Source organism: Nitrospiria bacterium, from assembly GCA_035517655.1.
GTDB lineage: Bacteria > Nitrospirota > Nitrospiria > JACQBZ01 > JACQBZ01 > JACQBZ01.
Genome location: DATIYJ010000059.1, coordinates 1 through 26470, shown reverse-complemented (window position 1 = coordinate 26470; position 26470 = coordinate 1). Strand labels below are relative to the sequence as shown.

Annotated in this window: 25 protein-coding genes; 11 read left to right on the top strand and 14 right to left on the bottom strand. The window is 61.1% G+C overall.

The annotated features are described in order from the left end of the window. Positions 1-235 precede the first annotated feature (235 nt). Positions 236-1021, top strand: coding sequence for an OmpA family protein (locus tag VLY20_10985; protein ID HUK57172.1), 786 nt, complete (start codon positions 236-238; stop codon positions 1019-1021). 28 nt (positions 1022-1049) lie between these two features. Here the strand turns inward: VLY20_10985 and VLY20_10980 are convergent, their stop codons facing one another. After that, a complete protein-coding gene (locus VLY20_10980) occupies positions 1050-2441 on the bottom strand; it encodes an aldo/keto reductase (protein HUK57171.1) in 1392 nt (463 codons plus the stop codon). Between the two features lie 157 nt (positions 2442-2598). Here VLY20_10980 and VLY20_10975 point away from each other — a divergent pair, with 157 nt between their 5' ends. After that, positions 2599-2874, top strand: coding sequence for a hypothetical protein (locus tag VLY20_10975; GenBank protein ID HUK57170.1), 276 nt, complete (start codon positions 2599-2601; stop codon positions 2872-2874). Further along, a complete protein-coding gene (locus tag VLY20_10970; GenBank protein HUK57169.1) occupies positions 2871-3071 on the top strand; it encodes a hypothetical protein in 201 nt (66 codons plus the stop codon). The genes VLY20_10975 and VLY20_10970 overlap by 4 nt, the downstream gene beginning before the upstream one ends. A gap of 15 nt (positions 3072-3086) precedes the next feature. Here the strand turns inward: VLY20_10970 and VLY20_10965 are convergent, their stop codons facing one another. Both VLY20_10965 and VLY20_10960 read right to left on the bottom strand, forming a co-directional pair. Next, positions 3087-4148 carry a hypothetical protein gene (locus tag VLY20_10965; GenBank protein ID HUK57168.1) on the bottom strand — a complete coding sequence of 354 codons (1062 nt, stop codon included), beginning with the start codon at positions 4146-4148 and terminating at the stop codon, positions 3087-3089. 295 nt (positions 4149-4443) lie between these two features. After that, positions 4444-4815, bottom strand: a complete 372-nt coding sequence (locus VLY20_10960; GenBank protein ID HUK57167.1) for a cupin domain-containing protein — start codon at positions 4813-4815, stop codon at positions 4444-4446. A gap of 78 nt (positions 4816-4893) precedes the next feature. Between VLY20_10960 and VLY20_10955 the strand changes: the two genes are divergently transcribed. Then, a complete protein-coding gene (locus tag VLY20_10955) occupies positions 4894-7461 on the top strand; it encodes a cation-translocating P-type ATPase (protein HUK57166.1) in 2568 nt (855 codons plus the stop codon). Positions 7462-7641: 180 nt separating this feature from the next. Here the strand turns inward: VLY20_10955 and VLY20_10950 are convergent, their stop codons facing one another. Together VLY20_10950 and VLY20_10945 are read right to left on the bottom strand one after the other, a co-directional pair. Next, complete coding sequence (locus VLY20_10950) at positions 7642-8328, bottom strand: methyltransferase domain-containing protein (GenBank protein HUK57165.1); 687 nt, start codon at positions 8326-8328, stop codon at positions 7642-7644. Continuing rightward, positions 8316-8534, bottom strand: coding sequence for a BrnA antitoxin family protein (locus tag VLY20_10945; GenBank protein ID HUK57164.1), 219 nt, complete (start codon positions 8532-8534; stop codon positions 8316-8318). Before VLY20_10945 ends, VLY20_10950 begins: the two co-directional genes overlap by 13 nt. 436 nt (positions 8535-8970) lie before the next feature. Between VLY20_10945 and VLY20_10940 the strand changes: the two genes are divergently transcribed. Further along, a complete protein-coding gene (locus VLY20_10940) occupies positions 8971-9363 on the top strand; it encodes a hypothetical protein (GenBank protein HUK57163.1) in 393 nt (130 codons plus the stop codon). Positions 9364-9766: 403 nt separating this feature from the next. On the opposite strand, the gene metF is transcribed toward VLY20_10940, so the two are convergent. The 7 genes from metF to VLY20_10905 all read right to left on the bottom strand — a co-directional run bounded on the left by metF (position 9767) and on the right by VLY20_10905 (position 16185). Next, complete coding sequence (gene metF, locus VLY20_10935) at positions 9767-10633, bottom strand: methylenetetrahydrofolate reductase [NAD(P)H] (GenBank protein ID HUK57162.1); 867 nt, start codon at positions 10631-10633, stop codon at positions 9767-9769. Positions 10634-10770: 137 nt separating this feature from the next. Further along, entirely contained in the window at positions 10771-11385 is a 615-nt protein-coding gene (locus VLY20_10930; GenBank protein HUK57161.1) for a methyltransferase domain-containing protein, read from the bottom strand. Positions 11386-11389: 4 nt separating this feature from the next. Then, entirely contained in the window at positions 11390-11608 is a 219-nt protein-coding gene (locus VLY20_10925; protein HUK57160.1) for an amino acid transport protein, read from the bottom strand. 11 nt (positions 11609-11619) lie between these two features. Continuing rightward, positions 11620-12177: a hypothetical protein gene (locus tag VLY20_10920; GenBank protein ID HUK57159.1), complete on the bottom strand. Its 558-nt coding sequence runs from the start codon at positions 12175-12177 to the stop codon at positions 11620-11622. A gap of 71 nt (positions 12178-12248) precedes the next feature. Beyond that, positions 12249-12860, bottom strand: a complete 612-nt coding sequence (gene leuD, locus VLY20_10915) for a 3-isopropylmalate dehydratase small subunit (protein ID HUK57158.1) — start codon at positions 12858-12860, stop codon at positions 12249-12251. A gap of 71 nt (positions 12861-12931) precedes the next feature. Further along, complete coding sequence (leuC, locus tag VLY20_10910) at positions 12932-14356, bottom strand: 3-isopropylmalate dehydratase large subunit (GenBank protein HUK57157.1); 1425 nt, start codon at positions 14354-14356, stop codon at positions 12932-12934. A gap of 143 nt (positions 14357-14499) precedes the next feature. Beyond that, complete coding sequence (locus VLY20_10905) at positions 14500-16185, bottom strand: CPBP family intramembrane glutamic endopeptidase (GenBank protein HUK57156.1); 1686 nt, start codon at positions 16183-16185, stop codon at positions 14500-14502. Between the two features lie 178 nt (positions 16186-16363). Between VLY20_10905 and VLY20_10900 the strand changes: the two genes are divergently transcribed. The 5 genes from VLY20_10900 to VLY20_10880 all read left to right on the top strand — a co-directional run bounded on the left by VLY20_10900 (position 16364) and on the right by VLY20_10880 (position 24590). Continuing rightward, positions 16364-16741 carry a DUF2294 domain-containing protein gene (locus VLY20_10900; protein HUK57155.1) on the top strand — a complete coding sequence of 126 codons (378 nt, stop codon included), beginning with the start codon at positions 16364-16366 and terminating at the stop codon, positions 16739-16741. A gap of 149 nt (positions 16742-16890) precedes the next feature. Next, positions 16891-19536 carry a proton-conducting transporter membrane subunit gene (locus tag VLY20_10895; protein ID HUK57154.1) on the top strand — a complete coding sequence of 882 codons (2646 nt, stop codon included), beginning with the start codon at positions 16891-16893 and terminating at the stop codon, positions 19534-19536. Next, a complete protein-coding gene (locus VLY20_10890; GenBank protein HUK57153.1) occupies positions 19524-22637 on the top strand; it encodes a DUF2309 domain-containing protein in 3114 nt (1037 codons plus the stop codon). Before VLY20_10895 ends, VLY20_10890 begins: the two co-directional genes overlap by 13 nt. Positions 22638-22672: 35 nt before the next feature. After that, on the top strand, positions 22673-23014 hold the full coding sequence (locus VLY20_10885; GenBank protein HUK57152.1) for a P-II family nitrogen regulator: 342 nt from the start codon (positions 22673-22675) through the stop codon (positions 23012-23014). Positions 23015-23162: 148 nt separating this feature from the next. Continuing rightward, positions 23163-24590 carry an esterase-like activity of phytase family protein gene (locus VLY20_10880; GenBank protein ID HUK57151.1) on the top strand — a complete coding sequence of 476 codons (1428 nt, stop codon included), beginning with the start codon at positions 23163-23165 and terminating at the stop codon, positions 24588-24590. 114 nt (positions 24591-24704) lie between these two features. On the opposite strand, the gene VLY20_10875 is transcribed toward VLY20_10880, so the two are convergent. Both VLY20_10875 and VLY20_10870 read right to left on the bottom strand, forming a co-directional pair. Continuing rightward, complete coding sequence (locus VLY20_10875) at positions 24705-24908, bottom strand: cold-shock protein (GenBank protein ID HUK57150.1); 204 nt, start codon at positions 24906-24908, stop codon at positions 24705-24707. Between the two features lie 230 nt (positions 24909-25138). Beyond that, a complete protein-coding gene (locus VLY20_10870; protein ID HUK57149.1) occupies positions 25139-25561 on the bottom strand; it encodes a hypothetical protein in 423 nt (140 codons plus the stop codon). A gap of 613 nt (positions 25562-26174) precedes the next feature. On the opposite strand from VLY20_10870, the gene VLY20_10865 reads away from it, so the two are divergent. After that, on the top strand, positions 26175-26470 hold a 296-nt coding region (locus VLY20_10865), incomplete at its 3' end, for a hypothetical protein (GenBank protein HUK57148.1).

Sequence of the window (26470 nt, the reverse complement as noted above, 5' to 3'; positions counted from 1 at the left end):
GAAGATTCAGGCGGACATCTTCGTCAATCTTCCCGAAGATTCTTCGCGCGTCAAGGATTACTTCAATCAACCCGTCCGGTTTTTCCCCCTGTTCCGGCCCGACTCGATCGTCTACGTGAACCGCGGCTTCATTCTTGTCGTGGAAGAGTGAATCCGATTTGACGATCCCGGCGTCCATGGTGTACATTTTAAGCCGGTTCGTTGTCGTTCATCCGTCCCACGAGGAGGTGCCGTCATGAATCGATCAAAGCGCTGTATCACCGTTTGGATCGTTGCCGTCCTGTTCCTTTCCGGCTGCGTTTCATCGTCGAAGTATCGGGCCCTGGAGACGTCGTCCAAGGCCGAGCAGGAAACGCTGCGGCAGGAGCTCGCCGCGCTCCAGGCCCAGAAGGACGGCCTGGACAAGGATCTCGCGGCGCTCCGTCAGGAGAAACAGAACGCCGAGACGCAGATCGCGTCCCTTAATGAAAAACTGACGCAGCTTCAGCAGCAGTCGGCCGAGATCGCGGCGCAGAAAGACGCCGAGATCCAGCAGCTGAAGGGCACCTACGAGAGCCTCGTCAAGGACCTCAAGGGCGAGATCGAGAAGGGCGAGATCAAGGTGACCCAGATGCGGGACAAGCTGACGGTCAACCTGGTTGAAAAGATCCTGTTCGATTCCGGCCGGGCCGAGGTGAAGCCGCAGGGCCAGGAGGTGCTGAAGAAGGTCGGCAACATCCTGAAGGACGTCAAGGACAAGGACATCCGGATCGAAGGGTTCACGGACAACGTCCCGATCGGGGGGTCGCTCCGACAGAAATTCCCCACGAACTGGGAGCTCTCGACGCAGCGGGCCACGAACGTCCTCCGGTTTCTGCAGGATGAAGGAGGGGTGGACGGCGCGAAGCTCGTCGCCGCGGGATACGGCGAGTTCCGGCCGATCGCCGGCAACGACACGCCCGAGGGCCGGGCCGAGAACCGGCGGATCGAGATCGTCCTGGTGCCCTCGGATATTCATGGGGTGTTGAACGAAGTGAAATAAAGCGCGACGCGCGGGGCGTCGGCGCGCCCTACGATTGAAACCGGCCTAAAATTTCCCGGCCCGGCGCCGGAGGCCGGGACGGCGCATCCATCAGGTCCTGAACGTATTCGGGACGGCGCATTCCGACCAAGGCGCAGGACAGTCCGGGCAGCGAGAGCAGGACCCGGACGGCCATCCGGCTGAGCGTTTCGGGGGAGGCGCCGTTCGGATAGCCGGCCTCGACCAGCCGTCGCCGCACGGCGTCGGACGTTCCCTGCTGCTGCGAGGCGATATACCGGCCGATCTCCTCGAACAGTCCGTTGACCAACTCCACGAACTCCTTCTGCCATTCGTTCCAGTCCGGCCGGGAGCCGAACTCCCGCTGGGCCGGCCCCAGCCAGTTCTTGATCGGCTCGATGATGTAAGGACCGACCGCCTGCTCCAGATGCGCCGGAGACTTAAGCCTGGGGATGATCTCCTCGAGCATCTCGGCCGCTCCGACTTCCGGATCTTTCGAGCCGGTGAACCGTTCGGAGAATTTGCGCTCGTGACGGCGAAGCGGCTCCAGCATCGTCGGGATCCGCTCCGGCCCCGCCGGCGAAGAGCCGGGCGGCGCAAAGTCGGCCAGCCGGATCATCTGGCTTCTTGAGAAAGCGTTGAGCGGGCGGTTCACGAGCACCCCGATGCCGTTGGCTCGACAGAATTCCAGGACGCTTTGACCGTCGTTATTTTTCTCCAGCGCGCCGCCCGACTCGAAGAGATTCATCGGAAGCTGGACAATGCCGAAATGATGATCCCCGGCGATTTCCCGCGCGGCCGCAAGACAGCGCGAGACGCTGGTCATCGTCGGGTCCGACGGGGGCAGGCCGTAGTTGTTCGAGCTGATCCCGTACCAGCGGATTTTTCCCGAACGGACTTTTTCTTCCAGAAAACGGAATGCTTCCCGGATGCGGCGATAGAACTCGTCGTGATCGGCCGGGGTGATCGTGCCGTGGCGGGCGATCCGCGACAAATAATATTCCGGATTGTGCAGGAGGTAGACGTCGATCGTATCAACCTGGAGCCGCTCGCATGAAAGACGGATCTGGGTCTCCAAAAATTCGGGATGGATGCAATGCCAGAGGCCGTCGGCGTAGGCCACCACTTCGGGGAAGGAACGCGACTTCGCCAGCGCCATGTTTTCGCCTTGGATGTAGCCGCCCTTCGTCACGACGATCGGACGATCCCGCGCGTAATCCTTGATCACGCGGCCGACGAGCCGTTCGGACTGGCCGTCGGTGTAATTGGCGCTCGTGTCGATCAAATTCCCGCCGCGGTCCAGATAGGCCCGCAACGCGGCCTCGTGAACGGGCTGGCCTTCGGCGATGCGATAGCATCCGAAGCCGAGCGGATAGGCGAAGAGCCCCGTCCGGCCCAGCGGGCGCAAGATCGAATCGGTCATTTTCGGCTCCGTGTCATGGCTTCAAGCATACCGGGTTGATCCATCGCGGCGCAAGATCCAAATCACCCCCGGCTTGTTCTCGCCGTCCATTCTTAGTACAATGAAGAAACCGCCCCTCCCCATCGCCTTAAACAGGGAGGAACCCGGCGGGCCTAAGATGCCGAAGAAAAAACGCAAGAGCAAGCAGGATTCCCATCTGAAACTGGTCTCACCCCAGTACACGCTTTGCTACGGGATGAGAATCGACCGGGGGATCGGACCGGAAGGGGGGCATCCGCATGTCCCGGTGAAGCTTCCGGACGGCACGACGGGGGAGATGGCGCTTCACACCATCAGCGGGACGAAGCGGGAGATCCGGGACAAATTGCAGCACAGCGTCGAGGCCTTTTTTGATATTTACCTCAACGATCGATCACGCGGAGCGGATGCATGACGCTGGATGAAGCCGGGGCGCAGATCGAGTCGGCCTCGAAAGCCTACGGTCCCGCCGCGGTTTCGGTGATCGAGCGGATTCTGGATCAGGTGAAGTCCGAGATGGGGCAGGAGGCCGCGAACACCTTGATCGAGACGCACGATCTGGAACTGCGGTACAACATTACGCCGGCCGAGTTCGATTTCGGCTCCGATTAAACGGGATCGGTCCCGTCACGCGAAAGGCGGAAGCGGGGCGTAGGTCATCGGAAAACCCAAAAGCGTTTCAAGCCAGCCGTCCATTTCGTTCTCCGGGAGCGGCGCGCGGTTCAGCCGGGCCTCGATCGCATAGCCGTCGTCCGTCCCCACCGCGCCGATAATGACCCACGCGCTTTCCATGGATGGATAAAGCTCGCGGGTCTGAAACTCGCAGAGCGTCGTGTAGAGCCGTCCGTCCGGCCGGATCACCGAGAGGAGTTCCGGCAGGTCCTGCAGTTGAGCGTGGACGGAACACCGGTACGCGTATCGCGCCCCCGGCCCGGTCGTTTCAAAGTCTTTGAGCGCCGGCTCGGAAAATCCCGTCAGGTAGGCGCGGACCGTGACCGCTTCCCCGCCGCAGGTGGCGGCCAGGCGTCCGGCCGGCACGAGAAACTCGAACGTGTCGGGTCCGTTGTATTCGAATTGGCAGGGTCCGAACGCGTCGGGCCAGGAACAGAGCAGCGCCGCGGTCGGCTCGGTCGCCTGCAAGAGGACCTTCCCGTTTTTCAGGTCGGTTTCGATCGGCAGGTCCAGGAGCGCGATGGCTGATTGAAAAGCGAGTCGGCGCTCGGACGTCCAAAGGTCGCGCCGGTCGTCCTCGCGCGTCTCGTCCGGCGTGATCACCTCCGTGGTATGAAGACGCACGCGGATGAAGGCATGCCGGTCGCGGAACCCGACCCAGAACATTCCGCGCGGGTGATGGACGAGCCAGCGCCCCTGCATTTGCCAGGGATGGCTGACGGAGCAGTACGTTCCCGATTCCGCGTGGCGTTGAAAGAGGGTGTGGTACCCGCCGGCCAGAAGGAAAAAATCCCCCCGCCAGCCCTCGCGGACGTGGACCAGCGTGACGTCCTCCTTCGACCAGGCCGAAAGCCGGTTGATTTCTCCGGGGGCCGGCACCGTCCATTCCTCGACGTAGACGATGATCTCTTTTTCCGGCGTCGCCGGCCTCAGCCCGAGACGGGCCAGTCGCCCGCCGAGCGCCGTCACGTCGCTAAACTGAAAACCCGCTCTTGATTCCCATCGCCGCTCGCGCATCTGCGGGACTCCGTATTCGTTATGCGAGTACAAACGACATTCGACTTATCACGCCGGCCGGTTGGGGCTGGGCCCGAGAGGCGACTCGGCTTGCGTTTGGGCACGCGGCTTGGCGAAGGGCGCGGCCCGTCAGGGACAATTTTCCGCAGAGCCCTTTCGGAAAATTGAGCGGCCGAGCCTTAGCCGGGTCAAACGAAAGCCGTTGGAGCCGAAGGGCCTAGTCCCAACCGGCGACTGTGACATGCCGCTCCGCCTTCGGCCACACGCCGGCTGTATCTCGAATAATAGGTTTGTGTTAATGTTCCGCGGCCTCGATGCAGGTAACGCCCCGGGGGCCGACGGTCGCGGCGTGTCGCGTGCCGGCCGGGAGGATCAGCCGGTCGCCGGGATGAAGCTCCACGTCCCGTCCGGTATCCGGAAGCGAAAAGACGATGCTTCCTTCCACGCAGAAAAGGGTCTTGCGATAGGGATGAACATGCGCCTCGTATCGATCGCCCGGTCCGTTGGACCACCGGCTGTGCGGCCGATTCCGGGCGTCGAAGAAGCGCCGGATTTCCTCTTCCGGGAGCGGCCGGGCATGGGGCCAGCGCAGAACCTGGACGTTGCCGGGAAGGGTTTCATGATAGGAAGACGGGTTCAAAATCGGGTCCTCCGCAACGCGGGCCATCGGATCTACAGCATACCCGGTTCGAGTATGGATGTGCAAGAGTCCGTTCGTGTATTATAGGCACGAACCGGGCGGGAGGTGACCGTCATTCAAGAGGATCCGCTTGACATCAAAGCGCTTCGCGGGCTTTCCGACAAGGAGGCCGCCGACCGCTTGAGGGAGGAAGGCTACAACGAACTTCCCTCGACGAAGCGTCGCGGCGTTGCGGTGATCGCGTTCGAGATCGTGCGGCAGCCGATTTTTATTCTGCTGGCGGCCGCCGGCTTGATCTACCTGCTCCTGGGCGATCGCGGCGAGGCGCTGATGCTGCTCGCGTTCGTCGGGGTCGTCATCGGCATCACCCTCTATCAGGAGCGCAAGACGGAGCGGGCGCTGGAGGCGCTGCGTGATCTGTCGAGCCCCCGGGCGCTGGTCGTCCGGGACGGTTCGCGGCGGCGCATCGCCGGCCGGGAAGTGGTGCGCGGCGATCTGCTGGTGCTGTCCGAAGGGGACCGTGTCCCGGCCGACGCCGTGCTTCTGTCGGCCCACGACCTTCGGGCGGACGAATCGTTGCTGACGGGCGAATCGGTCCCGGTCCGCAAGACCGCCTGGGACGGCGTCATGGAGATGCCCCGTCCCGGCGGAGACGACCTGCCGTTCGTGTACTCCGGCACGCTGCTGGTCCAGGGCCAGGGAGTCGCGCGGGTCCGCGCGACCGGCGCGCGGAGCGAAATCGGAAAAATCGGCAAGGCCTTGGAGAACGTTGAAACGGAGGAAACCCCGCTAAAGAAAGAGACCGCGCGGTGGGTTCGGAACCTGGCCTTCATCGGCCTTTCCCTCTGCGTATTCGTCATTATTTTATACGGGGTCACGAAGGGGAACTGGCTGAACGGATTGCTGGCCGGGATCACGCTGGCGATGGCGCTGCTGCCGGAGGAGTTTCCGGTGGTGTTGGCCGTTTTCCTGGCCATCGGGGCCTGGCGGATTTCCCGGCACCGGGTTCTCACCCGACGCGTCTCGACGGTCGAGACGCTGGGCGCGGTGACGGTCCTTTGCGTGGACAAGACCGGGACGCTGACCCAGAACCGGATGGCGGTCCGTCGGATCTTCTCGAAAGGCGAGACCGGCGAAGTCGGGGAGCCGGAGGGACTGTTGCCCGAGGCCTTCCACGAGGTTCTGGAGTTCAGCCTCCTCGCGAGCGAGCCCGAGTCCTCCGATCCGATGGAGAAGGCGTTGCGGGAGCTGGGCGACCGGTCCCTCGCCCGCACCGGGCGTCTTCACCGGGACTGGGCCTTGGTCCGGGAATATTCCCTGACCTCCGAACTGCTGGCGCTGTCGCACGTCTGGAAAGCGCCCGGTCGCGACGAATACGTCATCGCGGCCAAAGGGTCGCCCGAGGCGATCGCCGACCTTTGCCATTTTGATCCGGGCCGGAGGGAGGAACTGTCGCGGCGGGTCGGCGCGATGGCGGACGACGGTCTCCGGGTGCTCGGCGTGGCCAAAGCCTCCTTTGAAGGGTCGGATTGGCCGAAGCAGCAGCACGATTTTGAGTATACTTTTCTTGGATTGGTCGGGTTGTCCGATCCGATCCGCCCGTCCGTTCCCGATGCGCTTCGGGAATGCCTCACGGCCGGGATACGGGTCGTCATGATCACCGGGGATTATCCGGGCACGGCCCGCGCGATCGCGCGACAGATCGGACTGGAAAGCATCGACGGGATCCTCACGGGGGATGAGTTGGAACGGATGGGCCCTCCCGAGCTTCGGGAGCGGATCAAGACGGTGAATGTCTTTGCACGTATCCTGCCGGAGCAAAAGTTGCGGCTGGTCGAGGGTTTCAAGGCGAACGGCGAGGTGGTGGCGATGACGGGCGACGGGGTGAACGACGCGCCGGCCCTGAAGTCGGCGCATATCGGGATCGCCATGGGAGGCCGCGGCACCGACGTGGCCCGCGAGGCCTCCGCGCTGGTGCTTCTGGACGACGACTTCGGGTCGATCGTCCAGGCGGTCAAGCTCGGCCGCCGCATCTTCGACAATCTACGGAAGGCGACGGCCTATATCCTGGCGATCCATGTCCCGATCGCCGGTCTGTCGCTGCTTCCCCTGATGGCCGGTTGGCCGCTCGTTTTTTTTCCGGTCCATATCATGTTCCTGGAATTGATTATCGACCCGGCCTGCTCAATCGTCTTCGAGGCGACGCCGGAAGAGGCCGATCTGATGACCCGTCCTCCCCGAGATCCGGCCGAGCCGTTGTTCGGCGGCCGGGTTGTGGGGTTGAGTCTTTTGCAGGGCGTGATCGTGCTGTTGATCACCCTGGCGGTCTATGGCGCGAGCCTTAATCGCGGACAAAGCGAGCCGGACGCCCGCGCCTTGGTCTTTACCACGCTGGTCATCGCCAATCTCGGCCTGATCTTCACCAACCGTTCCTGGTCCCGCACCATTCCGGAAACGCTCCGTGCGCCGAGCCCGGCGCTCTGGTGGGTGGTCGGCGGCGCGCTGGTCTTTCTAGGGCTCGTGTTCTACATGCCCTTCCTGCGCGGCCTGTTCCATTTCGCGCCGTTGCATCCGGTCGACGCGGCGATCGGCCTGGCGGCCGGGGCAAGCGGCGTTCTCTGGTTCGAGGCGCTGAAGTTGTTCAACGGACGGCGGAGGCGGTCCAAAAATTAAAACTACTACAATGATCTTTTTAGAGTGACACTCGGCGGGTGGCCGCAGGCGGGGCGCCCCATCCGCCCGCAGCGGAAAGGCCAAGGGTTTTTTTCGTGGGATTCCCCGTAAATCTTTTGGAGCGGAGGAAGTGAGGACGGATGGGGCTGCCGAAGGACAGGACCCGCCGACGGAGCAGGATTAAAATCGTTTGGATGAGTTCTTTCGCCGCCAGAGCATCAGGAGTTCTTTGCCCTCGCGACGGGAGATGGATCGCGGGACGCGGTCCATGATCAGCGTGAAGCGCCGGCCGAAACGTTCGACCAGCTCTTCGCGCGTCGCGCCGAAGGGCGGGCCGGTCTCGGGCCGGATGGTGTAGAAGACACCGAGAAGAAAGCCGCCCGGCTTCAGGAGGCTCGCGGCCGATTCAACGTAGCGATCCCGGTGGTCCGGATCGATCGCGCAAAAAAAAGTATTTTCAAAGATAAGATCGTAGGGCCCGCGGAGACGGGCGGGCGGATTCAGAAAATCGGCTTGTACAAAACGGATCTTCTTTAATCCCTCCGCGCCGGCCCTCCGCGCGGCTTCCCGGACGGCAAACTCGACCACATCCAGACCGGTCACATCAAAACCGGCCGCCGCGAGCGCGCGGGCGTCATGCCCGTGTCCGCAGCCCGGAACCAATGCGCGACCCGTCCGTAAGGGCGCAGCATGCTGCGCACTTAAATCGTCTTTCAAAAAATCCAACAGCCCCGGCGACGGCCCGCCCTGATCCCAGCCGGTGTCCCCGATACGGTATAACTCGGCCCAGAACGCCGCGTCCGGAACCTTCTCCTTGCGGCCGATATGAGGATAATGTTTGGTCCGACTCTTCTTTATGATGCCCATTTGAGCGCAAGCTTCTTGTGGCGCAAGGCACAGTCCCGCAAGTACAGGTTGATAAGATTTTGGTAGGGCATGCCGATCTCGTTGGCCAGCGCCTTGAAGTAGGACACCGTCGCTTTATCCAGACGAATCGTAATGGGTTGTTTCAGTCTGGAAGCGTAGGGGTTTTTTTCGCCCTTCATCTTCGAGAAATCATAATACGCTCTCATGGCGGCACCTGTCGAGTCAAATTAGAGATGCCCGCCGGGTCCCGGTGAGGCGGGGAAGTTGTTAAATTTTTCCGCGATGCGTCCTTGTCTGACATGGGACTATTATATAGTGATTCAAAATGAAGCTTAACCCAAGCGGGCAGGATGGGTCTTGATATATTATTGGTGTTTTTTTCGTTGACACCTTTACGGCCACTGGATAATGATTGGCTCGTCACAGCAAAATTGTCATGCTGCCCTCGTTGGGGCTCGCAAGACAATCGCGAGGGCCATATAAGAATCAGGGAATCGTTACACTACGAAGTTTATAACGCTAAACGAGTTAGGCTTCAAAAAGCGGAAGACATTTCCGGATAAGGAAAGGAAGAAAATTATCCGGGCGGTCCAACAAGCCTGCAGGCGACTGGACTCTAGCTCAAAGCTTGACGATACTCTGGTGAATGAACTCGGTCGGCTTGGATACGAACGCAACGTTTCTTTGTTTCAGAATACTAAGAGCAAGATAAGACCAGGAAGCCGACACAAGGTTGATTTCTATAATTCAAAAACTCGGATAGCGATTGAGGTCGAGAAAACAAAGACAACAACCATTCTCCTCGACATTGTGAAATTTATTATCGGGCACAAACGACGCAAGAATGGGAAGCCTCTCGTGGATTTCGGAGTTCTCATTCTTCCTGATAAATATCGGTCCAAAAAGTATCCAGAGGGTCAGGGAGATAAGCCATTTAACCGAGCGTGTAACGACCTTGCCTTTATCAACACGATTCTGTTTGTGAATGACATCCTTGTCATCGAGTACAAAACCAATGCGGGTAGAGCGGGATGAATTAAAACCTCCGCGACGGATGCTGGGAAAAAGAAAACCCGGAAGCGGATTCTTCATCCTAAAGCGGCTACGACGTCCGCGCTTCCGGGTCTGGTGGCCCTGGGGAGTACATCCCAGTCGTCACCTCAATGGCTGTCGAGCTAGGACGCTGCCACCTCACTCGCCGTAGGGTTAATACAACTGCCCACTGGACCACCTCCTTCCATCGGCGCCCAACCGCGCCGGGCCGGACCCAGGTCCGCCCGTCCCACCGATCAAGCCGCCGCTGCCGGGCCGGTGAGCCGCCTCCCGCTGACCGGGAGACTCGGGGAGGAGTGACTCCCCTAAAAACCAGACAAGACCTATTCGAACTAAATTTTACCAGCCGGAGAGCCGTTTTGCAAGATGCCCCCGCAAAAAATCTTTACCGTTCAAGCAGCCGGGACAGGATCATTTCGGTCGAACGGGATTTGTTCAACGTATAAAAATGAATGCCGGGCGCGCCCCGGTCCAGCAGATCGCGGGCCTGGCGGTGCGTCCAGTCGATTCCGTAGCGGATCACGTGCTCCGGATCGCTCTGCCGGGTCTCCAGCGCCCCGGCGAGCTCGGCCGGGATGCGCGCGCCGCACATCGCCGCGAATTTTTGCAGCTGGCCGTAATTCGTGATCGGCATCAGGCCCGGCAGGACCGGCTGCCTGATCCCCAGCGCCCGTACTTTTTCGACAAACCGGAAATAATCGGCGTTGTCGAAGAACAACTGGGTCGTGATGAAGTCCGCTCCGGCCTCCGCCTTTTCCTTCAGATGCCTCAGGTCGTCCTCCATCGAGAGGGCCTCGGGATGTTTTTCGGGATAGCCGGCGATGCCGATGCAAAAGCCGTCCATCTTCCGGATGTGACGGACGAGATCCACCGCGTGCCGGTAATCCCGCCGGTTTTCGGGAAGGAGAAGGCCCTCCCGCGGCGGATCGCCCCGGAGCGCCATGATATTCTCGATGCCGGACGCCCGGATCTTCTCGACGACGGCCTCGATCTCGGTCCGGGTGTGGGCGATGCAGGTCAGGTGGGCGACGGTCGTGAGTCCCAGCTCGTTCTGGATCATCCCGGCCGTCTCGATCGTCCGCTCGCGGCCCGATCCGCCGGCGCCGTAGGTCAGGGTGACGAAGGAGGGCGAAAGCCGCTTCAGATCCCGGACGGTCGATTTAAATTGGACCATCCCCTCCGGCGTCTTCGGCAGAAAAAACTCAAAGGAGAAGACCGGCTTCCGACCGTCAAAGCAGTCCCGAACCTTCATCGCCCCGCGCCGCTCTCTTTCATCCGATATTCGATCTCCATGCGGATCCGATCCTCCTTCGCCGATTCAATCTGCGGGTAAGAGTAGCCTAAACGCGAAACGATGCCAAGGGAAAAAATGAAGGGCCGTGCGCGCGTCTACTTTTCGGGCATCGCCTCGATCACGTGAAGGACACCGAAAAGGAGACGTCGATGGGCGATCAGGCGCAGCCCGGCCTGTTGGACGAGGTCGAGCGGTTCACGGTTCCACCGACAGCCCAGCATTTCGGCATGGCGCGGCGCGCGCCGGTCCTGCCAGCGGCCGAGCCAGCCGCGGTCGCTGCGGCCGTGCTCCAGCAGCAGGATGCGGCCGTCAGGCCGGCAGACCCGGGCCATCTCCCGCAACGCCGATACCGGATCGGGAAAGGTGCATGTCGAAAGCGAGGACGCGACCGTGTCAAAATGCCGGTCCGGAAAGTCCAGCCGTTCGGCGTTCATGATCCGAAACACGACGTTCAATCCCAGCCGCCCCGCCCGTCGTCGTGCGATCTTAAGCATGGCCGGACTCATGTCCACCGCCGTGATCGCGCAGCCACTGGGGTAGTAGGGCAGATTCTTGCCCGTTCCGGCCGCGACTTCGAGAACCTTTCCGGAGGCTCGCGCCAATAATCCCCGCCGGAGCCTTCCGACTCCCAGAACCTCCAGCAGCCCCTCCATCCAATCGTACCAGGGGGCGATCCGGTCGTACTTATCGCGGATTTCCTCTTGGATCACGCCTCTACCAGCCCATGCGTTTGGCCAGAAACGGGGCGGCGATCAGCGTCAGGCCCGCGCCCACAATGCCGAGGGTGTTTGAAACGAAGTAAGGATAAATCATCAGAAGCAGGCCCGCGAGCAGCGCGGGACCCTGCCGTTGGCGTTTTCCGTAGACAAAATAGCCGAGGCCGATCGCGCTGAACAGGACGTTCAGGAACAAATTGAGGGTGTCGAATTCCATGGGGGTCCGGATCAGTTGATGATCAATTCCCGGGGTCCAAGCGTCGAGAAGATCGGCTTGGCGTCTTCAAAAAACTGCAACGTCGTGGACTCGAAGACGTCGGCCTGGGAATAGGTGAGCCAGTTCATCCAGCTCACCGGCAGCAGACCCAGCCAGAGTCCCGATTTCCGCATGATTTTATATTCGAACGTTTTCCGCTCGTCGCCGTCGACAAACAGCCGATAGCGAACGACGTAGGTCTCCCGGACGTTCCAGGACGGCAGCGCCGTCAGGGTCAGCAGGGAGAGATAATGAAAGACTTCGGTCGTCCAAGCCGGTCGTTTCCATATCACATCCACCCGGCAATACACCCCGTTCAGGGGCATCGCCGAGACGGCCGCCGTATTTGCGAACGGCGTTTGATTGTTGAAGACCGAATACAAGGCGGCCTCCCCTCCCTCGTCCGGAAACGGAAACGGAGCGATCTGGTAGGAGAGCAGATCGTAGGATTTGACCAGGGGTGATTTCCCGATCGGCCGGGCCGGCAGGCCCCGGTAGACGATGATGCAGGAAGACAAAAGGACCGGCAACAGAACGGCGGCGATGAGGGCGATCGATGTGGGCGGACGGTTTCGAATCGGTAAGCCCTCCGACGGTTTTTTTACCCGACCGGGGGTGGAGCCGTTTCCGGGTGGCGGGTTTCATAGGTCCGGATCTCGTCTCCGTACCGGAGCGTCAGGCCGATGTCGTCGAGCCCATTGAGCAGGCAGTTCCGCCGAAAGTCGTCCACCTGAAAACCGAACTCCACGCGGTTGTCCAGCACGACCTTCTTCGTCTCCAAGTCCACGGTCAGTTGACAGCCGGGAGTGCCGCGGACGCGTTGAAAAATCGTTTCGACCTGGTCTTCCGTCAGCCGGACCGGCAGGATCCCGTTTTTGAAGCAGTTGTTGTAAAAAATGTCCGCGAAGGACGGCGCGAGGATGCACCGGAAGCCGTAATCCAGCAAGGCCCAGGGCGCGTGTTCCCGGGACGACCCGCAGCCGAAGTTCGCCCTTGCGACCAGAATCGTCGCGCCACGATAACGGGCGGCGTTCATCTCAAAGTCCGGGTTCGGCTCTTGCCCCTCCATGAAACGCCAATCGTAAAAAAGGAAGCGGCCGAAGCCGGTCCGCTCGATCCGCTTTAAAAACTGTTTGGGAATAATTTGATCCGTGTCGACATTGGGGAGGTCGAGCAGCGTCGCGATTCCGGCATGTTTTTTAAACGGTTCCATGGTTCACACGCGTTGTAGGGGCGATCCTCGTGATCGCCCGGATTAGATTAGGGCGAATACAAGATTCGCCCCTACCTTTCGTCTTTTAAATCATACTGCCGCACGTCCACCAGCCGCCCTTCGACCGCCGCCGCGGCCGCCATGATCGGGCCGACCAGGTGCGTGCGGCCGCCCTTGCCCTGGCGGCCCTCGAAGTTGCGGTTGGACGTCGAGACGCACCGCTCCCCGGGTTTCAAGGTATCGGGGTTCATGCCCAGGCACATCGAGCAGCCCGACTCGCGCCAGTCGAATCCGGCCTCCTTGAAGATCCGGTCCAATCCTTCCTCCTCGGCCTGTTTTTTCACCTGCTGCGAGCCTGGCACCACCATCGCGTAGACGGCGGACGCCACCCTCCGGCCCTGCACGAATCGGGCGACGCGCCGGAGGTCTTCGATTCGGGAATTGGTGCACGAGCCGATGAAGACCCGGTCGATCGGGATATCGGTCATCGCCGTTCCGGCCCTCAGCCCCATGTAGTCCAGCGCCCGCTCGGCCGATTTCCTCGCGTTGGAATCCGAAAATTCGGACGGGGTCGGAACGCGGGCGTCGATCGAGACGACCTGACCGGGATTGGTGCCCCAGGTGACCTGCGGCGTCAGATGGGCCGCGTCGACTTCCAGAACGCGGTCGAACCGCGCGCCGGCGTCGGTCGGCAACCGCTCCCATCGTTTCACGGCCGCCTCGAATCCGCCACCGGCGGAGGCCGGGGCGTAGCGTCGGCCCCGGAGGTATTCGAACGTCTTCCGGTCGGGCGCGATCATCCCGGCGCGGGCGCCTCCTTCGATCGACATATTGCAGATCGTCATCCGCTCTTCCATCGAAAGCCGCCGGATCGTCTCCCCGGCGTACTCGATCACATGGCCCGTGCCTCCGTCGGTCCCGATCCGGCCGATGATCGAAAGGATGATGTCCTTCGCCTCCACGCCGTACGGCCGGGACCCGTTCACCTCGATCTTAAAGGTTTGGGGTTTGTCCTGAAGCAGGCACTGGGTCGCCAGCACGTGCTCCACTTCGCTGGTGCCGATCCCGAACGCCAGCGCCCCGAAGGCGCCGTGAGTCGAGGTGTGGCTGTCGCCGCAGACGAGCGTCTGGCCGGGCAGGGTCAGGCCCAGCTCCGGCCCGATGACGTGGACGATCCCCTGGTCGGGGCTGCCTAGGTCGAACAGCGTGACCCCGAACTCCCTGCAGTTCCGGACGAGGGTGTCCATCTGTTGGGCCGAGATCGCGTCTTGCACGGGAATCGAACGATCGGTGGTCGGAACGTTGTGGTCCATGGTGGCGAAGGTCAGTTCGGGCCGGCGGACGGGCCGGCCGGCCAGGCGAAGACCTTCGAAGGCCTGGGGGGACGTGACCTCGTGCACCAGGTGGCGGTCGATATAGATCAGGGTCGGCCGGCCCGCCTCCTCGTGAACGACATGGGCCTCCCAGATTTTCTCGAACATCGTTTTCGGTTTCATGATCTTATCCCGTAATGATCCTTTGTGGCGCTCCTATTTTTGCACAGAATCCGGTGCGAGGGCAAGCCCCCAATTCATGGGTCGGGGGCCGGACGCCCCGCGTCGGGCAAGCCGGGGAAGGGGTGGAAGCCCGCCCGGCGGATTTATTTTCGGATATGGGTGGATGAGATGATTAACGATCTCTCCTCCGACCGATGTTGATGTCCGATCGCAGGGTGAGACGGTCTTCTTCGGATCGATCCGGCCAGGCTCAAGATAATGGGGACGGCCATCACGCCCACTCCGGCCATTCCGGACCCGAAGAAATACAAATTGGACGATTGGAGCAGCGGCATTCCCATGATGACGGCGTCGAACACGTAGTGGGCCACGACGACGGTAATCAGACCGTAGCGAATGAAGAAATAGCCCGAGATGAGACCGTCCACCGTCAATTCGATCCCCCGGGTATAAAAGGGCAGGACGGTGTAATCCGAGTGCGCGAACGCCCAGATCAAGGCCGGGATGAAGAGGGCCAGGGCCCGCGACCGAAGGTATTTGATCATCAGGGCGATCGCGAAGAACCGGTAGATCAATTCCTCCGAGACGGACGACCGAAACGCGTTGGTGATGGGATCGAGAAAGGGAAGCCAGGTGCCCAGCATATTGGAATAACTGCTGGGAACGGGCGACCAGACACCGAAGTAGCGTTGTCCGACCAGATAGAAAACCGTCATGTAACCCAGGCTGATCGACGCCAGCAGGTAGCCCATGAACAAGGCCCGTGTAAAGTCCCGGGAAAGCCAGCCGCGCCTTCCGGTGACCTGATCCACGCGCTTCACCTTGAAGACTTCCTGGCCGACGGCCCATCCGGCGACGGCGAACAGAAAGGTCACGACGCCCGACCAAATGGTCGATTCGATTGTGTCGAAAATCCATCCGCCCCAAAACGTGTACAGGGGGGAGTCGGTGGAATAAGAAGACCGGATGTTGGGAACGGCGTTGATCTCCTGAAGAACCTTGGCTGTCACCATGGCCAGGGCCAGGAACAAGGCGCCTTTCCAGGGGATGGTCCTGTATTTATGATGGGTCAGAAAAATGACCAGCGCCGCCAGGGAGAGGAATACCGTCAACAGACCGCTCAGCCTTGCGAGAAGTTCTCCCTTCGCGCTTTCTCCGTCGGACAGCTCGGTGAATTTTTCCGGAACGTCAACGGTCTGCTCATAGCCGTCCACCACGTCGCCGTGAATGCCGATGGTCATCAACAATTTGGCGTCTCCGAGAAAGGGGGTGGAGGCCTTCCAGGTAAAGAAATGATCGGTCCGTTTATCTCTGGCCTTGGTCGAGGCGTTGATCAGGTCATAATTCGAAAAATCGACGCCCTCCTGCTTTTGCACAAAGGCTTCCGCGATCTTTAGAGCCCGGTCTTGTTTGAGCCGGGCGCCCTGCGCGTCCTCGGAAATATAGTGGTTAAACGCAATGATTCGGCCTTGCGGATTTACAAAAACCTTGAACTCTTCATACTGAAGTTCCTTGAAGAACCGGACCTTCCAGTACCGGAGCGGAAGCCCTTGCACAAGATGATTAAATCGGTCCATTCCCAACGTTCTCTGGATATAGAGTCCGGCGTCGCTGTCCTCGGAAAACAGGACGGTTTCGACGTAGCCGTCCAGATGGAAGCCCTGCTGTTCAAGGTACTGCCGCGCCGCGCGTATGGCATGGTATCTTGAAACGTGGGAGTTCATCGAAGCGGTCGGAGAGGCTTCATTGTAAAACTTCAGAAAGACGAACAGGGCCAGGATCGCCAGAAAAACGATGGAAAGGTCTTTTTTTTCAAAAGCGAACTTCATCGGATCGATGCTCCGGAAAGGCTTGCTTTAAGTGTATCACGCCGTTGACGACCGTCAATCCGAATCGCCCTACTCGAAAGTGGGTTTTTCGTTTCGGTTTGTTGCGGTTGCGCATCAGGATCGATTTCATTATAATGACGACACCGAGCGTGGATACGCTTTGGACCGGAGCGCGTGGATGAAACGAACCAAGGGACAGGTTGAGTCCGAAATCAGCAACGCCCTGATTCAATTTGAAAAGGATTACATGGGTCGGGGCCCAAAGGAGACCAAGACCTGCATCATCGACGACATCGTCCTGGTGCGCCTGAAGGGGGTGCTGACGCCGGCCGAACAACAACTGGCCAAGAACCAGAAAGGGACGGATCTGATCAAGGAAATACGCTCCAATCTCTTGGAGCAGGCCCGGGGATTGCTGAGCGAAGTGATCGAAGGAATTACCGGGCTTAAGGTGCAGAGCCTTCACACCGATATCAGCACAAAAACGGGGGAGCGGGTCATCATTTTCACGCTGAGCGACAATCTGGAGGAGCGTTACCGCAATAATAATACTTGACCTCGCGGCACCGCCGGGTGTTCAATAAGATCGATTGCAGAAATGGAAGATGGCCCGAGGGATCCTGCCCGGTAGGATCGGTCGGGCTGTAAGCCGACTCTGAATTCAACGGGTCGGCTTTTTTTATGTTGACACGGTGACGCCTGGCGATGATGCTCCGCGATTATCCTTTGCTCATACTGCTCGCGCCTCTGGCCGCGGCCCTTCTGACCGCCCTGCCGGGAGCGTGGATCGGCCGGAAGGTCTATTGGATCGGGGGGCTGGTCCAGGCCGCCGCATTCGGGCTTGCGGTTTGGGTCCTTCACGAAGTGGCGGCGCCGGGCCATGACCCGATCCGCATTTCGCTCTTTCCGTCGCCCTGGAGCAGCCTGGTCGATTTCGAGCTCTCGATCGACCGGCTGGCCGCGGTGATGATGGCGCTGATCACCGGAATCGGCAGCCTGATCTATCTTTATTCCGTTCGCTACATGCAGTCCGAGCGCGGGCGAGCCCGGTTCCACACGCTGCTGGCCCTCACCGTTTTTGTGCTTCTCTGCATGGTCTCCAGCGCCAATCTCTTGATGCTCTTTCTCTTCTGGCAGCTCCTAAGCTGGCTGCTCAGCCTGCTGGCCTATAACTATGCGCATCCGCCCACCGTGAAGGGCGCCTTCCGGACCTTTACGATCCTTCGACTGGGGGATGTCGCCTTTCTGGCCGGAATCATCCTGGCCTACGGTCTCTACGGCACGCTGGATTTCGACCCGCTCTTCCGCCGGGCCGCGGAGGATCCGGTCACGTTTTCGCTCTTCGGGCCGGACAGCGGGATCGAAGTCGGCGCCGCCACCGTCGTCACGCTCCTGATTTTTATCGGGGCCATGAGCAAGTCGGCCCAGTTTCCCCTGCATATGTGGCTGCCCGATTCCCTCTACGCGCCGACGCCGGTCCATGCCCTCCTGCACGCCGGGATCATCAACGCCGGCGGCTTCCTCTTAAACCGTCTCGCCCCGCTCTACGGCCTCAGCCCTCCCACGCTGCACCTGGTTTTCGCCGTCGGTCTTCTCACGTCCCTTCTAGGGGCCTTGATGATGCTGGCCCAGAACGACATCAAAAAAACACTGGGCTATTCCACCATCGGTCAGATGGGCTACATGATCATGGAGTGCGGCCTGGGAGCCTTCGCGCTGGCGGTCTTTCATCTGATCGCGCACGGGCTGTTCAAGGCCACGATCTTCCTCAACTGCGGCCATGTGATCCACGCGGCCCGGCTTGACCCGAGGCTCCCGCCGTCCAGGAATCCCGACGACGCAACGGCGGGGGAGACGGGCTTTGCGCTCCTGACCTGGCTGACCGGCTTCGCCACGACGCTCATCCTCCCGCTGATCATCCTGCTGGCCGCGCACGGCGTGCTCAACATCACCTTCCGGGACTCGCAGGGGGTCGTGATCTTCCTCTTCTTCAGCTGGGTCACCTCTTCCCAGGCCATTCTGACGCTCTATCGTTTACGGGCGGTCGCCTCGCGAAAGGTGGCGGCGCTCATGCTTCTGACGCTGCTCCTGGTCGTCTCGACCTATCTGCTCGCGGCGGAGGCCTTTACCTATTTCCTTTACCCGGCGCCGGGCGAGGTGGCCGCGTATTTCCGGGCCGCCTCCCTGTCGGCGGGACTGTTCGACGGACTGGTCGCGGCGACGGCCCTCTTCGTCATCCTGGGCTGGATCTTCCTCTACGCGAAGAGCCATGGACGATCGATCCGGATGCCGGAATGGGTCGGCGGACTGCAGGTCCGCTTCTATCTCTTCTTCATGAACCGCCTCTACATGGACGCCCTTTTTTTTCGGCTCGGCCGGGGCTTCGCCCGCGCGGCCCGCAGGCTGGATCGGAGCCGGCTCTTCGCGCCCCTTCTGGCTCTGATCGCGGCGGGCCTGGTTCTGCCCGCGGCCGCCCGTGCGGCGAATCTGCCCGCGGCGACCCTCGCGCTGTTTGTTGCGACGGCCCTCATGCTTCCCCTCTTTCCGCTGCACGGGATCTATATCGCCGCGCTGACCCGGCTGCCGGGATACGGGTCCGTGCCCCTCGCCGTCCTGCTGCCGCTTGCGGGGTACTACGGGCTGGTCGGCCTGCTTCCCGATCTGCCCCCGGAGCTCCTCGGAGGCATGGGCCGGCTGGCCCTGGTCGGCGCCCTCTATGGATCGTTCAAGGCCATGGTGCAGGACAAGCCGAAGCGCATGCCGGCCTATACCGGTCTCGCCCTCTTTTCAATGCTGTGGTGGTATCTGTCCTTCGCCGGAAGCGCGACGCCCCCGGCGGCCGTCTACGCCGGCTCGGCGGCGCTCGTCACCGGCGGCCTCATCTACGCCTTGCATCGCCTGGAGGCGCGCTACGGCGATCTCGGCGGTGATCAGGAGATCGGCGGGATCGGGGGGCTGGCCCGGCCGATGCCCCGCTTCGCCGCGCTGCTGGGCTTGCTCGTGATGGGAGCCGTGGGTATGCCGCCCTTCGGCCTGTTTTCCGGTTTCATGGCGATGCTGCTCACCCCCTCTGTCGCTCCGTCGATCGGAATGCCGGGGGCTCTGCCGGTCGTCCTGCTCGCCTGGTTTGCGGCGTCGTGGTACCTGTTCCGGATGATGCAACGACTCCTGTTCGGTCCCCATCGGCCGGACATCTTTTATGAAGATCTGCGCGCAAGCGAAGTCGTCTTCTTCGTGATCGTGCTGGGGGCGCTGATCGGCCTGGGCCTCGCGCCGAGCGGATTCTTTGCCCCCGATGCGCTGACGAAAGGCTATCATGCGGCCCTGGAGTTTAAATCATGGAACCCATGAAGACGGCCGCGTACAACGATACCCAGCGGATGCGACTCCGGGGGGTGATCTTGATCGCCGGCGAGATCGTCGCCCCGTACTGGCCCATGCGCAACTTTGTCCATCACAATCCGCTGCATGGACTGGAAGACCTCCATTTCGAAGAGGCCGTCCGGCGCGGCCGGCGGCTTCTGGGGGGAAACGGCTATCTCTCCAACGAACTTTTCCGGGACTATTTCCGCTCGGGCCGGATTCTTCCGCAGCAGCTCGACGCCGCGCTCAAGCCGCTGGCGGGCGACAAGAAGGTGGCGCTGGGCGGGCGGGAGGTCGGCCATGCCGAGGTTCTCCGGGCCCATCTGACGCGGGGCCTCCGGGCCCCCGCGCCCGCCTCGGAGGAAGCCGCGCTCGACGCCTGGACCGCCCGCAGCCCCGATCGGTTACGTATCGCCGCGCTGGCCGGTCATCTCGCGCCCGCGCTGAAGCCGCCGGAGCTTCGGGAGCGCCCCGAGGCCCACGCGTCCATCGGCCGGAGTTCGACGCTGGCGGACTGGTGCGACCGCGCCCTCGGCACGCAGATCACCGATCAAGTCAACCGGGAATTGATCAAATGGTGCGAGGCCTTTCTGGACGAAGACCATGCGGCCTGGCCGATGCCCGGCCGGGAGAAGGGATTCTACGGCGCCTGGAAATATCTGGCCGAACAGGAATGGTCCCCCTGCGCGATCCCGGACAGCCGGCGAAAACTCGCCCGCCTCCCGGCCGCGCCGGAAGACGCGCTGCTGGAATCTCTCGACGCGCTCGGGATCCCGTCGGCGGCCTGGCCCGACTATCTCTCCCACCATCTGGCCGCGCTGCCCGGCTGGGCCGGGTTCATCAAATGGCGTTCGGACCAGAGCGACTATGCGTGGCAGCAGGTCTATCCCGCCGATCTCGTGCAGTACCTCGCGGTGCGGGTCTGGTATGAGCGGGAGCTGGTGCGGCAGGCCTGCCGGGAAGGGCTCGGGATCGACGGGACGATCGGCGCCATTGCGGCCGAGATGCAAAAACGCGGGAATCCCGGCGCGCAAAGCCCGCGTGAGGGGGCGACGCGAGCCCCTCTGATGGCCGCGTGGCGGCTGAAGGCGCTTGCCGAGGCGCTTGCGATCGATCCCGCCGTCTTGATGGAAACCGCGCCGGATGATTTGAAGGTTTTGATCGACTGGATCGATGCGTTTCCGGAATCGGACCACGGCCCCGTCTGGCTCAAGGCGTTCGAGGCCGGCTATCGGGAACGGCTCGTCGACAAGCTCCTGCCCAATGCGGCCGGTCCGCATGCGGCGGCCGAAGGCGGCCACCCGCCCGTCCGCCCGCAGTCCCAGGCGGTCTTCTGCCTCGACGTTCGGTCCGAATCCTTCCGGCGCCACCTGGAGGCCGTCGGGGATTATCACACCTTCGGCCTCGCCGGCTTCTTCAGCGTTTTTATCCGCTATCGGGCCCACGGCAGCCGTCACGAGACGGATCAGTTTCCCGTGATCATGAAGGCCAAAAACTCGGTGCGCGAGACTCCCCGGACCTATCAGGGCGAGTTCCTGGCCCGACACCGGGCCCGGGCGAGGCTCGTGGAAGCCGGGTATACCCTTTTGCATGATCTGAAGGAAAATGTCGTGACGCCCTATGTCGCGGTGGAGTCGCTGGGCTGGTTTTACGGTCTGCCCTTGGTCGGCAAGACGGTCTTCACCGCCTGGTACCGGAACTGGACCGATGCGCTCCGGCGCATCTTCGTGCCGACGGTCGCCACCGCCATGACCGTGGACAAGCTGTTGCGGGAGGAGGTCGAGGAGATGCTGGCCGCCGAGCAGCGCGCCGTCATCCGCCGGGCCCTGCAGGAGCGGTTCGGCGACCGCGATCTGAATCTCTCCCTCGAGCGGCTGGAGTTTCTGCGGAAGCGGGCCCTGGATGAATCGGGCGGCGAACCCGTCTCCGGCCGGCATCCCCCGAAGGGATCGCTCAACGCCGAGGAGGAAACGGCCTTCGTGCAGGCCTTGCGCGATCGCTACCGGATCAACCCGGGCGGCGTCTTTGGCCGCATGGAGCGCATCACGCGGATCGGCTTCACGCCCGGCGAGCAGGTCTTCACGGTCGAGACCGCGCTCCGGATGATGGGACTGACCCGGAACTTCGCCCGCCTCGTCCTCTTCTGCGGCCACGGAAGCACCTCGGACAACAATCCCTACGAGGCGGCGCTGGACTGCGGCGCCTGCGGCGGCAACGCGGGCAAGCCGAACGCGCGGGTCCTGGCGGCCATGGCCAACAAAGCGGTCGTCCGCGACGCGCTGGCGCGGAACGGCCTCGTGATTCCCCAGGACACCTATTTCATCGCGGGCCTGCACGACACGACGACCGATGCCGTCCGGATCTTTGACCTCGAGGATCTTCCCCACACCCATCTCAACGACCTGCTCCGTTTGAGCCGCGACCTTGAAGAGGCCGGCCGCCGGACCAGCCGGGAACGGTGCGGCCGCTTCCCGGAGATCGCATCCGTCCTCCCGCCGTCCAAGGCGGCGCGGGAGGTCCGCCGGCGGAGCGGCGACTGGAGCGAGGTCCGGCCGGAATGGGGGCTCTCGGGCAACGCGGCCTTCATCATCGGGCGTCGCGAGCTGATCCGGGGGGTCGATCTTGAGGGACGGGTCTTCCTCCATTCCTACGATTACCGGGAAGATCCGGCCGGCCGACTGCTGGAGATCGTGATGACCGGCCCGCAGGTCGTCGGACAATGGATCAACATGGAGCATTACTTTTCGACGGTGGATCCCGAGGTCTACGGCAGCGGAAGCAAAATTTATCACAATGTCGTCGGCCGCTTCGGGGTGATGTCGGGTCCCCAGAGCGATCTGCGCACCGGGCTGGCCCGGCAGACCGTGATGAACGGGCCGCGGCCCTTCCACGAGCCGCTGCGCATGCTCACCCTGATCGAGGCGCCCCGGGACCGGATCGCCGGGGTCGTCGGACGCCACCGCTTCCTTCAGCATTTGTACGACAACGAATGGATCCGCCTCGCGGCGCTTGACCCGGAAGGAAAAATCTTCTATGACTATGTTCCGAAGCAGGGATGGAGGCCCGCGAACGGCGGGGGACGTCCCTGAAGACCAACCTCTCTTGATCGAAAGGAGTGCGACGTATGGACGGCCTCACGCTACATACCATGAAGGAAATCCGGATCATCCTCCAGGGCGAGCACGTGAAATTCGCGACCGATCTCTTGGATGCCATCAAGGCGACCGGCTACACGATCATCCACAACATCTCGGGCAAAGGCCATCACGGCTTTTACACCGCCCACCCGATGTTCAACGAGATGGACAGCCTGGTGATGCTGATGACGGTCGTGCCGAAGGAGAAGGTCGAGCCGATCCTGGCCGGCCTGAAGCCGGTTTTCGACCGCTACACGGGCGTGATGTTCGTCTCGGATGTCGCCGTCAGCCGCGCCGAATACTTTACCGGAAAGGAAGAGAAGAAGTGAAATAAGAAGACCGCCGCCGTTTCCTCCCCAGATTTAACATTCATTTAACCCCGTCTTGATCATTTCATCGCATTCATCTGGCATAGTAACGCCGAATCAAATGGAAGCGCGACCCGCTTCATCCATCGATGGACAAGGAGGCCCATTCATGAACAAAAAGAAAATCACGGCGCTTTTGATGGCTTCGTTTCTGTCCGCTCCCGCCGCCCATGCGACCGACCTCATCGCGATCGGGTCGGTGAGCGGCACTTACGAGGATTTCGCGACGGAAACGGCCGCTCCTCTGGAAAACGGGGTTCCAGGGAACCGGCTCGGCGGGGTCGGTTCCGGCCTGGCCTACGCCGGCGGGACGACCTTCCTCGCCCTCCCGGACCGGGGGCCCAATGCCAATGCTTACAACTCCCTTGTGGACGACACCGTGTCCTTTATCGCCCGTTTCCAAACCTTCAACTTCAGCCTGGCCCCAAGCGACCCCGGGTCGGACCTGCCTTTCACGCTGACCCCCATGCTGACCGACACCACGCTGTTGTCGAGCCCGAAACCGCTGGTCTACGGCACCGGGTCCGGCCTGGGTCTGGGCAGCGGCGCGCCCGGCTTGAACGCCGTGAACCACACGTTTTATTTTACCGGCCGTTCGGACAATTTCGATCCGACACAGCTTTCGACCGATCCCAGCGATGCCCGACTCGATCCTGAAAGCATCCGCGTGTCCCGGGACGGCGACAGCGTCTTCATCTCCGACGAATACGGCCCCTATGTCTACCAATTCGACCGTTCGACCGGAAAGCGCGTGCGGTCCTTCGCCCTTCCCGACAACCTGGCGGTCAGCCATCTGAGCTCCCAGGGCGCCGCGGAGATTTCCGGTAATACCATCGGCCGGATCGCCAATAAGGGCATGGAGGGCTTGGCGCTCACGCCGGACGGCAAGACGCTCGTGGGGATCATGCAAGCCAACCTGGAACAGGACAAGAAAAAGAGCCTGCGCATCGTCGCCATCGACATCAAGAGCGGCGCGGTCCACGAGTACGCCTATCTTCTCACGGACGGATCGGGCGTAAGCGACATCGTGGCCGTCAACAATCACCAGTTCCTGGTGGACGAACGGGACGGCAACGGCATGGCCGATACGCCCCTGCTCACCGATACGGCCTCCGCGGCCAAGGTCAAGGAGTTGTTCCTGATCGATCTCAACGGCGTCCAGGACGTGACCGCCTTGAGCGGGGACCTGTCAAGCTTTGCCGTCGGCAAGACGCTGTTCCTCGACGTGGTGGCCAAGCTCGATGCCGCCGGCATCGACAGCTATTTGATCCCGTCCAAGCTGGAGGGCGTGACCTTCGGCCAGGACGTGGTCGTCAACGGCGTGACCAAGCATACCTTGTACGTCGCCAACGACAACGACTTCCTCGCCGTCATCGCCGATCCGCTCAAACTCCCGGGCGATCCGACGCGCGGGATGATCGCCAACCCGAACCAGTTCTATGTGTTTGCCTTCGACGACAACGACCTGCCGGATTATGTCCCTCAAATGTTCAAGGAAGCGCACGGGCAGGGGGACGACCACGGCGACCATCGTTGAGGGGGACGACCGGCGGCCTTCCCGCTGACTTGATCGCGGCCTCCGGCATTTAAGGAGAAAACAAAAAAGGCCTCCCGACCGAAATCGGGAGGCCTTTTCGTTTATGCGTCGGGTTTACTGAATCTTAACGACGTTCGTGGCCTGGGCGCCTTTCGGTCCCTGGGTCACTTCAAATTCCACGGCTTGGCCCTCGTCAAGCGACTTATAGCCTTCGTCCTGGATCGCTGAGAAATGGACGAAAACATCTCCGCCCGATTCCTGCTCGATGAATCCAAAGCCTTTGCCGGCATTGAACCACTTTACTTTTCCTTTTGCCATCTTGTTAATCCCCCCCTTCTTATAATATTCGCCTTACTTCAGATTCTATGAAAGCGACATAAAAAAACCGCAGGGCCTTGTGAAAGACTCTGCGGTTCATCAGACCTTCAAAACTCCCGAAACAAAGCTGGCGTTAATCTAACAGAAAGATACCGGACAAGTCAACTAATTTATTTCACCTATAGACCCGGCTTAAACGGCGACCCCCGCCGCCCCGGTCGTTGGGTCGGCTAGTTCTGAGGCGGCGGCTCGGAAACACTTTCGGCCGGAATAAGAACGGCCCGGATTGGACAGGACGATTCGTCCCTCCCGTTAATCACCGCGCGGAAGCTATATTCACCGGGGGAGGGAAATTCGAATCTCAGATTGTAGGTCAGATTCAGGTATCGATAGAAGGGAGGACCGCTGGGAATGGTGAACATGCCCTGTATTCTCGGAATGACCTCCTGGCCGTCCCCATTGATCAGATCAAGCGCGATGGCGTGGGTCCCGGCCTCCGTGGAAAGAATTTCAATTCTTAGAAATACGGTCACTTCGGCTTTCGACGGAAACTGCTTCCGGGGCCATTGATCAAACCCCGCGCCGAGCAGGTTGATCCTTCCGTCGCCCGTACTGTTGGCCGCATTGGCCAGAAGCATGGCCGTAATTTTCATCTGTCGCCTCCCGGATCGTTGGGTTTCAATGGACGGGACGCCACGCTCATGATCCCGCCGGCTGTCGCGTTCACGCTCGGCCTCACCCTCCACTATACACCTTAATCAGTTGATTAAACCAATTTCTAAACCGAAACGGCGCATTTGGGTTCAATAGAAAACCACCGTGCCGGATATTTTTCAGGGAAAGACGGGGTGAAATAATCGATCAAAAGGACGAATATATTGAGTCTGCATCATTATATATATAGGGGCCGGGAGGGTGGTTTCGTAGGGGCGAACCCCCTGTGTTCGCCCGGAATTTCTAAGATAGGCCCCCGTACATGCTTGTCCTTTTAAGGCGTTTTTAGTATACTCCGCCCATCTGTCCTGCCAAGTGACTGCATAATCTTAATTTGATCCAGGCACCGCCGCGAGGCCGCCGTATGCATTGCAGGGATGAGAATTTCCGGAACAACTTTCACCCTACCTCCTGCAAATTTCTGTTTTTGCCATGTCACTCTAAAATCTTCGGGAGAGTGGGGAACTACCCTGAGATGAGAAAAGTACTCTGGCCCTAATAATCACCGTCCCTCGGCTATTTCTACGCGATCAGTGGAGCTAAGCCGCCATCATGCAAAATTTAAGTGAAGTCCGTGTGGACAAAGATTTACTGCTTAAATTTTTTCTGGTGTTCGCTCGATTTGAGTATGCGTTGAAACACGCGGGATTTGCACAAGGTGACCAAAATCAAATAAGGCCCGACTGGACCGAATTCGCAAATAGAATTCACCAATCGTTTAACAGGTCCACAAGCAATGAACTTGCCGAAGCTGTTGAGTACATCCTTCGTATAAATCCTCCGATGAAGGAGGTTTTGATCAATGGTAAGGTGGCTTGGGATTCCTCATTGCCAGACCATGGCAGCTC